General features: G+C 66.1%; 8 protein-coding genes. 7 read left to right on the forward strand and 1 reads right to left on the reverse strand.

Annotated features, from left to right (window positions below; all coding sequences use genetic code 11):
* The 3 genes from ELR45_RS07610 to ELR45_RS07620 all read left to right on the forward strand — a co-directional run.
* A partial coding sequence (locus ELR45_RS07610; RefSeq protein ID WP_240759260.1) for an NAD-dependent succinate-semialdehyde dehydrogenase occupies positions 1-1,132 on the forward strand: 1,132 nt, incomplete at its 5' end.
* 102 nt (positions 1,133-1,234) lie between these two features.
* Positions 1,235-2,686, forward strand: coding sequence for a hypothetical protein (locus ELR45_RS07615; protein ID WP_165367572.1), 1,452 nt, complete (start codon positions 1,235-1,237; stop codon positions 2,684-2,686).
* Between the two features lie 456 nt (positions 2,687-3,142).
* Positions 3,143-3,880, forward strand: coding sequence for an alanyl-tRNA editing protein (locus tag ELR45_RS07620; RefSeq protein WP_129664799.1), 738 nt, complete (start codon positions 3,143-3,145; stop codon positions 3,878-3,880).
* 127 nt (positions 3,881-4,007) lie between these two features.
* Here the strand turns inward: ELR45_RS07620 and ELR45_RS07625 are convergent, their stop codons facing one another.
* Positions 4,008-5,066, reverse strand: coding sequence for a methyltransferase (locus ELR45_RS07625; RefSeq protein ID WP_205856197.1), 1,059 nt, complete (start codon positions 5,064-5,066; stop codon positions 4,008-4,010).
* A gap of 603 nt (positions 5,067-5,669) precedes the next feature.
* On the opposite strand from ELR45_RS07625, the gene ELR45_RS07630 reads away from it, so the two are divergent.
* The 4 genes from ELR45_RS07630 to ELR45_RS07645 all read left to right on the forward strand — a co-directional run bounded on the left by ELR45_RS07630 (position 5,670) and on the right by ELR45_RS07645 (position 7,844).
* Positions 5,670-5,903, forward strand: coding sequence for a hypothetical protein (locus ELR45_RS07630; RefSeq protein WP_129664803.1), 234 nt, complete (start codon positions 5,670-5,672; stop codon positions 5,901-5,903).
* Between the two features lie 208 nt (positions 5,904-6,111).
* Positions 6,112-6,609, forward strand: coding sequence for a glutathione peroxidase (locus ELR45_RS07635; RefSeq protein ID WP_129664806.1), 498 nt, complete (start codon positions 6,112-6,114; stop codon positions 6,607-6,609).
* Between the two features lie 8 nt (positions 6,610-6,617).
* On the forward strand, positions 6,618-7,058 hold the full coding sequence (locus ELR45_RS07640) for a GNAT family N-acetyltransferase (protein ID WP_240759263.1): 441 nt from the start codon (positions 6,618-6,620) through the stop codon (positions 7,056-7,058).
* A gap of 255 nt (positions 7,059-7,313) precedes the next feature.
* A complete protein-coding gene (locus tag ELR45_RS07645) occupies positions 7,314-7,844 on the forward strand; it encodes an RNA polymerase sigma factor (protein ID WP_205856198.1) in 531 nt (176 codons plus the stop codon).
* The last annotated feature ends 40 nt before the right edge of the window (positions 7,845-7,884 follow it).

Consider the following 7,884-nt stretch of genomic DNA (forward strand, 5'->3'; position numbering starts at 1 on the left):
GGTGACCTACGCGGCGGAGTTCTTCCGCTGGTTCTCCGAGGAAGCAGTCCGTGTTTATGGGCGGTACTCCGTGGCGCCGACCGGTGGTAGCCGGGTCCTGACGATGAAGCAGCCGGTGGGTCCGTCCTTCTTCATCACGCCGTGGAACTTTCCGATGGCGATGGGCACGCGCAAGATCGGTCCGGCTGTCGCCGCCGGCTGCACGATCGTGATGAAGCCGGCAGCCGAGACACCGCTGTCGATGCTGGCGTTGGCCTCGATCCTCGCCGAAGCCGGGCTGCCCGACGGCGTGCTGAACGTCATTCCGACGACGTCGGCCGGGGCGGTCTCCGGGCCGGTGATCCAGGACTCGAGGCTACGTAAGCTCTCCTTCACCGGTTCCACGCAGGTCGGTCGGATGCTCATCGAGCAGTCGGCGCAGCAGGTGCTGCGGGTCTCGATGGAGCTGGGCGGCAACGCGCCGTTCCTGATCTTCGACGACGCGGACATCGATGCCGCCGTCGACGGCGCCGTGCTGGCCAAGACGCGCAACATCGGCGAGGCGTGCACGGCGGCCAACCGGTTCCACGTGCACGAGTCGATTGCGGACGAGTTCTCTTCGCGGCTCGCGGACCGTCTCTCGTCGTTGCGAGTGGGGCGCGGCACCGACGAAGGGGTCGACATCGGGCCGCTGATCAGCGCAAAGCAGCGGGATACGGTCGAGGCTTTGCTCGGCGACGCCGTCGAACGCGGCGGACGCGTCGTGACCGGTGGTTCCCGGGTGGGCGACGTGGGCTACTTCTTCGAGCCGACCGTTGTCACGGACATCCGGAGCGACTCGCGGATCCTGTCCGAGGAGGTGTTCGGCCCCGTCGCACCGATCACCACGTTCAAGACCGACGACGAGGCGCTGACTCAGGCGAACAACACAGAGTACGGCCTGGTCAGTTACGTGTACACGCGTGACCTGCAGCGCGCGCTTCGGGTCTGCGAAGGGCTCGAGAGCGGGATGGTCGGCCTGAACGCCGGCATGGTGTCCAACGTCGCCGCGCCGTTCGGAGGCGTCAAGGCCAGCGGCATCGGCCGTGAAGGCGGCTTCGAGGGCATCGAGGAGTTCCTCGAGACGAAGTACGTCTCCGTCTCGCTCCCATAGCCGCGAACGTCCTGCAGGGTGAGGGTTGTGGCCTTCAGCCTGCAGGACATTGACGTGTGTGTGGGGTGTGAGAGAACGGGATCGATGGGTACAGGCGGTTCCGTGGTGACTTTGCCTGATCTCAACGAGTTCACGCGGTGGAACGAGGAACTGGCCGAGCTGGGATCGAGACTGACGGGAACCGCTGCGCACCGACGATTCGTGGATACACTCGTGGAGCGCCTGGACCATCTCGGGTTGGAGGTCTACCGCGATGAGTTGCGATTCCGGCAGTGGGAACCGCGGCGCTGGGAAGTGCGGCTGAACGCGGCGGCACCACCGGAATCCGCCACACCGCGCAGCCTGACGGTGACGTCGCCGTTCCCATACTCCGGTGAGACGCCGCCGGACGGAGTCACGGCTCCGCTGACGCACTGCGGCAGAGCTCCCGGAGCGTTCGACGATGCCGCCGGACGGATCGCGATAGTGGAGATGCCGACGCCGCCCGTTCCGACGGCGATACTGCGGCGTCGCTCGGGGCGGTTGCCGCCGACGCTGACCAACCCGATGCTCGGGTCGTTCGTCCGGCCGCCGGACATCGCTGCCGCACGCGCCGCGGGTGTTCGTGCCGTGGTCTGCGTGTGGCGGTCTGTGTCCACGGAGAACGCTGCCGGCCAGGCACTGCCGTTCACCATGCCCTACCAGGGCTGCCCGGCGGTGTGGGTCGACGGGCAGAGCGGTGACGAGTTGATCGAGGCTGCGCGGCGCGGCGACCATGCGACCGTGATCCTGGATGCTGAAGTCACCGACGACGCCGCCACGCACACCATATGGGCCGAGCTACCTGGCTCCGATCCGAACTGCGCCGACGAGAATGTCATCGTCAACACGCATACCGATGGGCCGAACGTCGTCGAGGAGAACGGCCCTCTTGCGCTGCTGGCGCTGGCGCGCCGTGCGCTAGGTGACGGGAATCCGCGCTGGCGGAGGCCACATACGTTCGTCTTCGTCAGCGGCCATTTCCGGATCCCGGACGTCTCCGTGGACCGCCATGGGCAGGCCACCAGCACCTGGCTGGATGATCATCGTGACCGATGGGACGGTGCACCGGGTCATCGCACCGCTGTCGCAGGCGTGACGATCGAACACCTTGGCGCCGCGGAATGGGACGATCGGCGCGGGCGGACGGGCTACCGGCCCACGGGAGCACCCGCTCATGAGCTCGTCTACACCGGCAACCCGGAGATGGAACGGATCTACCAGGCGGCGTCCCGGCTACAGCGGCCACGCCGGCCGGTGACGTTGCGGCCAACGTTCGGCGTGTACTTCGGTGAGGGAGCCGGTCTTTACCGGTCCGGGTTACCGACCATCTCGCTCGTCCCCGGGCCGACCCATCTGATGGCCGAGGCCGCGGACGGTGGCTGGCGCTGGTTCGATCCGAAGCTCGCGCACGCACAGCTGATGACGTTCGCCCGGGTGCTCGACGAGATCGACCGGACGCCGACATCGCAGCTTGGCCGTGCGCAGCCTCAGGCCGGCGCGGCCGTCGCCCGGCTCGTCGAACGGTTCATCTAACTGAGCGCAGCTCCTGGATACGGAGGGCCGCCGGCAGGCCCCTGCGGTGGCGGCCCTGGTGGCACGGCGCCGGGCCAGTTCGCGGGAGGCTGCTGCGGAGGGTAGCCGGGCTGCGTTCCGGGTGCGTACGCCGGCGCGTTCGTCAGCCGCACCGGCACGGGCTGGCCGGCAGCGCTGGCCCGGACAACCCATGTCTTGGCCACCCGGTCACCTAGCCGTTGGCGGTCAGGCGATGACACGGCCACGAAGAAACCCACGGCCGGCACCAGATACGGAAAAGCATCGACGATCAGTAGGAGGTAGCCGCCCCTCTTCGCTTTCGCGTAGTGGTCAGCGATGCTAGTGGCGCTGCCATCATGTCGCGACGTCTTGGAACATGGGACGGCCGATGCGGACCCGTGGTTCCGTCTGAATTGACTGTGGGCGTCACCCGCCGTTGCGAGTAGAGTCTTCAGCGTGCGGCATGATCACCACGGCCGGACACACCGGCTGGAGCTTGACGATCAGACACTCCGCGAGTGGGAGTGCACGGTGCTCGCGTCCGATCCGGAGGACGGGATCGTGCTCGATCGCTCCGCGTTCTACCCGGGCGGCGGAGGGCAGCCTCCAGACCGAGGAGTGCTGCTGTGGGGTGGCGTCCAGACCCGGATCGCCGGAGTACGCGCGCGGGACGACTTCTGGTTGATCCCGGAGCCGGAGGACCCGTTGCCACCGGTCGGCGCAGCCGTCCAGGGCGCTATCGACGACGAGCGCCGGAGCATGCTCATGCGCACCCACTCCGGGCTGCATGTGCTCTGCGGTGTCATGTTCCGCGACTTCGGTGTCCCGGTGACGGGCGGCAACATGGAGCCGGGTGAGGCGCGGCTGGACTTCGACTTTGCCGAGGTTCCGCCCGGGTTCAAGGACACCCTGACCGAGGCGCTCAACGCCGAGGTCGCCGCTGACCGTGCCATTCAGGTGAAGGTGCTGCCTCGCGAAGAGGCATACCAGCTCGGCCCGATCATCAAGACCGCGACCGATCTGCTCCCGCCGGACCTCGCGGTGGTCCGCCTGATCGATATCAATGGCCTGGACCTGCAGGCCGACGGCGGTACACATGTCGCTTCCACCAAGCAGATCGGTCGGATCGAGGTCAAGAAGGTCGAGAACAAGGGGCGGGGGTTCCGCCGGGTGCGCCTGCGTATCCCTGAGTAGCGGGTAGCGTCCTGCAGCGCGAACGCCCCGCGCCGCACGGTGCAGGACGTTGCCGCCCTCGTCCGCGATCTGGCTCGATTCCCTGACGTTCCAGCAGTGTGAATGGGTGTCGATGGCTGTCCGCGAATCACGGACGATAGTTCGCAAGCAAAGGACGATTGTCCTGGCGATGGAGCAGGTAGATCCGCGGGTGATGTCCTTTCGCCCAGACTCGTTTCTCCTCGATGAGCCGCCATCGACCACTCGGCTCCGCTAAGCAACGTCGCATGATCTTGACTCGGTGAGTGATGATCACCAGGCGCGCCTTCGGCGTGGCGAGCTCGGCCGCCCTATGCAAAAGCATTCTGTGCAGGGCGAAAGCGTCCTCAGGTGTCCTCACCTTGTCGCCCCATGGTGGATCGGCGAAGATGACGTCGTAGGACCCTTGGCCAGCCCAGCCGTCGTTGACGTCGGCGAGATGTAGCTGCACGTGTTCCCGCACACCGGCTGCGGACAGGTTGTGGTCGCTTGCCCGCAGCACCTCACGATCGTGATCGACACCCGCCGCGTGCGCCGCGCCGCAGATCAGAAGCCGTTCGACCAGCAACGTCCCGGATCCACACATGAGGTTGAGCACCCGATCCGTCCGGCGTGGCCTGCTCATCCGTACCGCTGCTGCGGCCACGGTGGCATTGAGCGCGCCCGGGAAGCCGGCCACCCGCCATGGCCGGACCGACAACGGCCTGGGCGACAGACGGATGAGCACTTGCCAGCCGTACCCAGCGGGCGCTCGTCGGACGCGCAGCACACAAGCGCCTGAACCTGGGACGGCGGTCATTCCCGCCGACTCCGCTAGTCGCCTGCTCAGTTCCTGAAACACGCGGGAGTCCGATCCTGCGGCTTCGATCCGAAATGATCTCATCTGCTCTGTTTCGGCAGGCTCTAGCCGGGCTGCCAACCGCATCGCCGCGGCGATGCGCTGGAGACGCTCGGGACTGGTCAACGAGCGTGGCCGGGGAACGTCGAAGTCGAGCACCAGGAATGCCGCAACGATGGTGCGAAGATCGCACACTGGCTTCAGAGTGTCGGCAGAACGACCTGCAGCAGACAGCGTGACGACGACGGCGTCGTCACGCTCCGGTACTGCTCGGACAGGCGCTGTCAGCCGGAGGCGCTCGATCGCCTCGGCTACGACGATCTCGGCCATGCCGGGAAGACAGGTCAGTTCGATCCGAGTGGGACCTTGACCAACGGATGCGCCGTGACGTCGTTGGGGCTTGCGGTCCGGACGTGGTTGTGGACGGGACGAGCTGTGACTCATGGAAGGCGACCCCAGATGCGGGAGTGCGCGCTGTCCGGGCGTCAGTGAAGCCGCACGCTGCGCGGGCGGTGCCGCGGAAAGGCACACTCAGACGACGGTGAGCTGCCCGACCGTTCACCGAACCAGGCCGGGCTGTCGTCTGCCGATGAGGGCCACGCCTATGCAGCGGCTGGGAGAGGAACACCAGGTCGCAGCACGTTCAGAGCGATCATCGGCGGGTCACTGGGCTGTCATCGTCGCCGAATCTAGCAGTCCCACGATCGAGTGCATACCGATTTTCGTGCCGGCGCCAACCGTGGATCGTGCTCGATGCGCATGTCGGCGTCCTGCGCCACAGCCTGTAGACGGAAGGTCGTCCCTGATCGAGTGGCAGCTGTGGCGTCCTGCATCGCGAGCGCCGAGGACCACGCATTGCCGGACGTTGTCTGGGTCTGCGCAAGGACACATAGGTCTTGACCGGTTAGGGGTGTGTCAAGGTACCTTGACAGTATGGGTGACAGTGACAGAGTTAATGTGCGAGTGGATCTCAACATCGACGGTGACTGGGACAACAACCCGATCGTCGTCATCGAAGGCATAGGCGCGGGCATCATAGGGATGGACCCGCCGCTCAGGCGGGCTGTGATGCTCGCTCGTCAACAGGGGATCTCCTGGGAGCGGATCGGTAAGGCCCTGGGTGTGAGCCGGCAGGCCGCATGGGAACGCTTCTCATCGGAGACATGAGGCCATCTGCGTTGCGTGGCGCCGTTCGATGAGTTCGATGCGGAGACGCTGTACAGCCGCTGCGACAGCGTGCGCACGCCTTCGTCGTTGAGCGACAGTGCGCCCATCCCGAGCCGGCTTTCTTGCGGCACGACGCAGGTGGAAGATCCTCGGTGCCGTATTGGTTGACGCAGACAATCAGGTGGCCGATTCCTTCGAAGGAGAGACCTTGACCTCCGTCTACGACATTCCCCTCCGCACGATCAGCGGCGAGCCGACCTCACTGAGCGAGTACGAGGGAAAGGTACTGTTGCTGGTCAACGTCGCATCGAAGTGTGGTCTGACCCCGCAGTACGAAGGGTTGGAACGGCTTCAGAAGCGATATGCGGACAGCGGCTTCACTGTCCTCGGCTTCCCCAGCAATCAGTTCGCCGGGCAGGAGCCGGGATCCGCTGAGGAGATCGAGGAGTTCTGCTCCACCACATATGGCGTGACCTTTCCGCTGTTCGAGAAGGCCGACGTGAACGGCGAGAGCCGCCAACCGCTCTATGCGGAGCTCACCAAAGTCTCCGACGGCGACGGCGAGGCCGGCGACGTGCAGTGGAACTTCGAGAAGTTCCTGGTCGACGCTGAGGGGACGATCATCGGCAGATTCCGGCCCCGCACGGAACCGGAGTCGGCCGAGGTGGTCAGCGCGATCGAGGCGTACCTGCCCGGCCCACAATGAGCGAGCCTGTGCTGAACGTCGCTCGGTTCGACGATCTCAGCGCCGGCACGCTGTATGCGCTGTTGCGGCTGCGCGTGGACGTCTTCGTCGTCGAGCAGCATTGTGCCTACCCAGAGCTGGACGGGCGCGACACGGAACCCGGCACGCGGCACATCTGGTACGAGCGGGAGGGCGCGCCCGTTGCCTACCTGCGCCTGCTCACCGATGCTGACGGCACGCCGCGGATCGGCCGCGTCGTCGTCGCGGCTCACGCACGCGGCGCCGGACTCGCGGACCGGCTCATCCAGGTGGCGCTGGACCAAGTCGGTGAACGCCCCTGTGTACTCGACGCCCAGGCGCACCTCGTCGACCTCTATAGCCGCCATGGGTTCGTCGTGGTCGGTGAGGAGTATCTCGACGACGGCATCCCACATCTCCCGATGGCGCGTCCCGCTGCCCCTCACGTCTGATCAGATACGAGTTCAGGGCGCTATGACGCCATGAACTCGTATCTGATCATGAATGGTGTCGCCGCCGCTGGCCGCACGCACTGCACGTCGCGAGCGCGAGTGCCGGGACAGCGGCGGGAAGCAGTAGTAGCGTGGACACGCTTACTCCATGCTCTCTCGCCTGCTCGGTGTCATGAGATACGTCTCGGGCTCGCGGATGGATGAGCGTCCGCCGCAATCCTTTCGGCGGGGAACCTCGTATATAGGGGCGTGGGAGTGTCCGACGATGCGCTGCTCGCTGGGATGGCGACCGGCGACGCCGACGCGATGGCGACGTTCGTCCGGCGCCATCAAGCCCGGGTCTATGGCCTAGCGCTGTCGGTGGTGGGTGTTCCCGCCGTCGCTGAAGAGGTGGCGCAGGAAACGTTCGTCCGGGCCTGGCGACACGCCGGCAACTACGATCCTCGGCGTGCCCGGGCGACGACGTGGCTGCTCACCATCGCTCGCAACGCCGCAATCGACGTCACACGCGTACGCAGAGAACTTGCCGTGGAGCCGGTGGTGATCGCCGAGATGATGATCGCACCTGACAGCGACCACGACCGGGTGGAGGACTGTGACCGCATTACCGCAGCCTTGCAGGCACTACCCCGAGAACAGGCGACCGCCGTCATGCTGTCCGTGCACTTCGGCCTGACAGCGCAAGAGATCAGTCAACGGCAACAGATCCCACTGGGAACAGCCAAGACCCGCATTCGAACCGGACTGTCGAGACTGCGCACGATGCTTGAGGTGAGTCATGGCTGAGGAGCGGACGAACTGCGCCGCCGTCGCCGACGCGCTGGCC

Origin of the sequence: Phytoactinopolyspora endophytica (genome assembly GCF_004138495.1) — a bacterium.
GTDB lineage: Bacteria > Actinomycetota > Actinomycetes > Jiangellales > Jiangellaceae > Phytoactinopolyspora > Phytoactinopolyspora endophytica.

Coding starts and splice junctions, on each gene's coding strand:
- ELR45_RS07625 (WP_205856197.1), bottom strand. CDS start 5,066: ATGGCCGAGATCGTCGTAGCCGAGGCGATCGAGCGCCTCCGGCTGACA.
- ELR45_RS07630 (WP_129664803.1), top strand. CDS start 5,670: ATGGGTGACAGTGACAGAGTTAATGTGCGAGTGGATCTCAACATCGAC.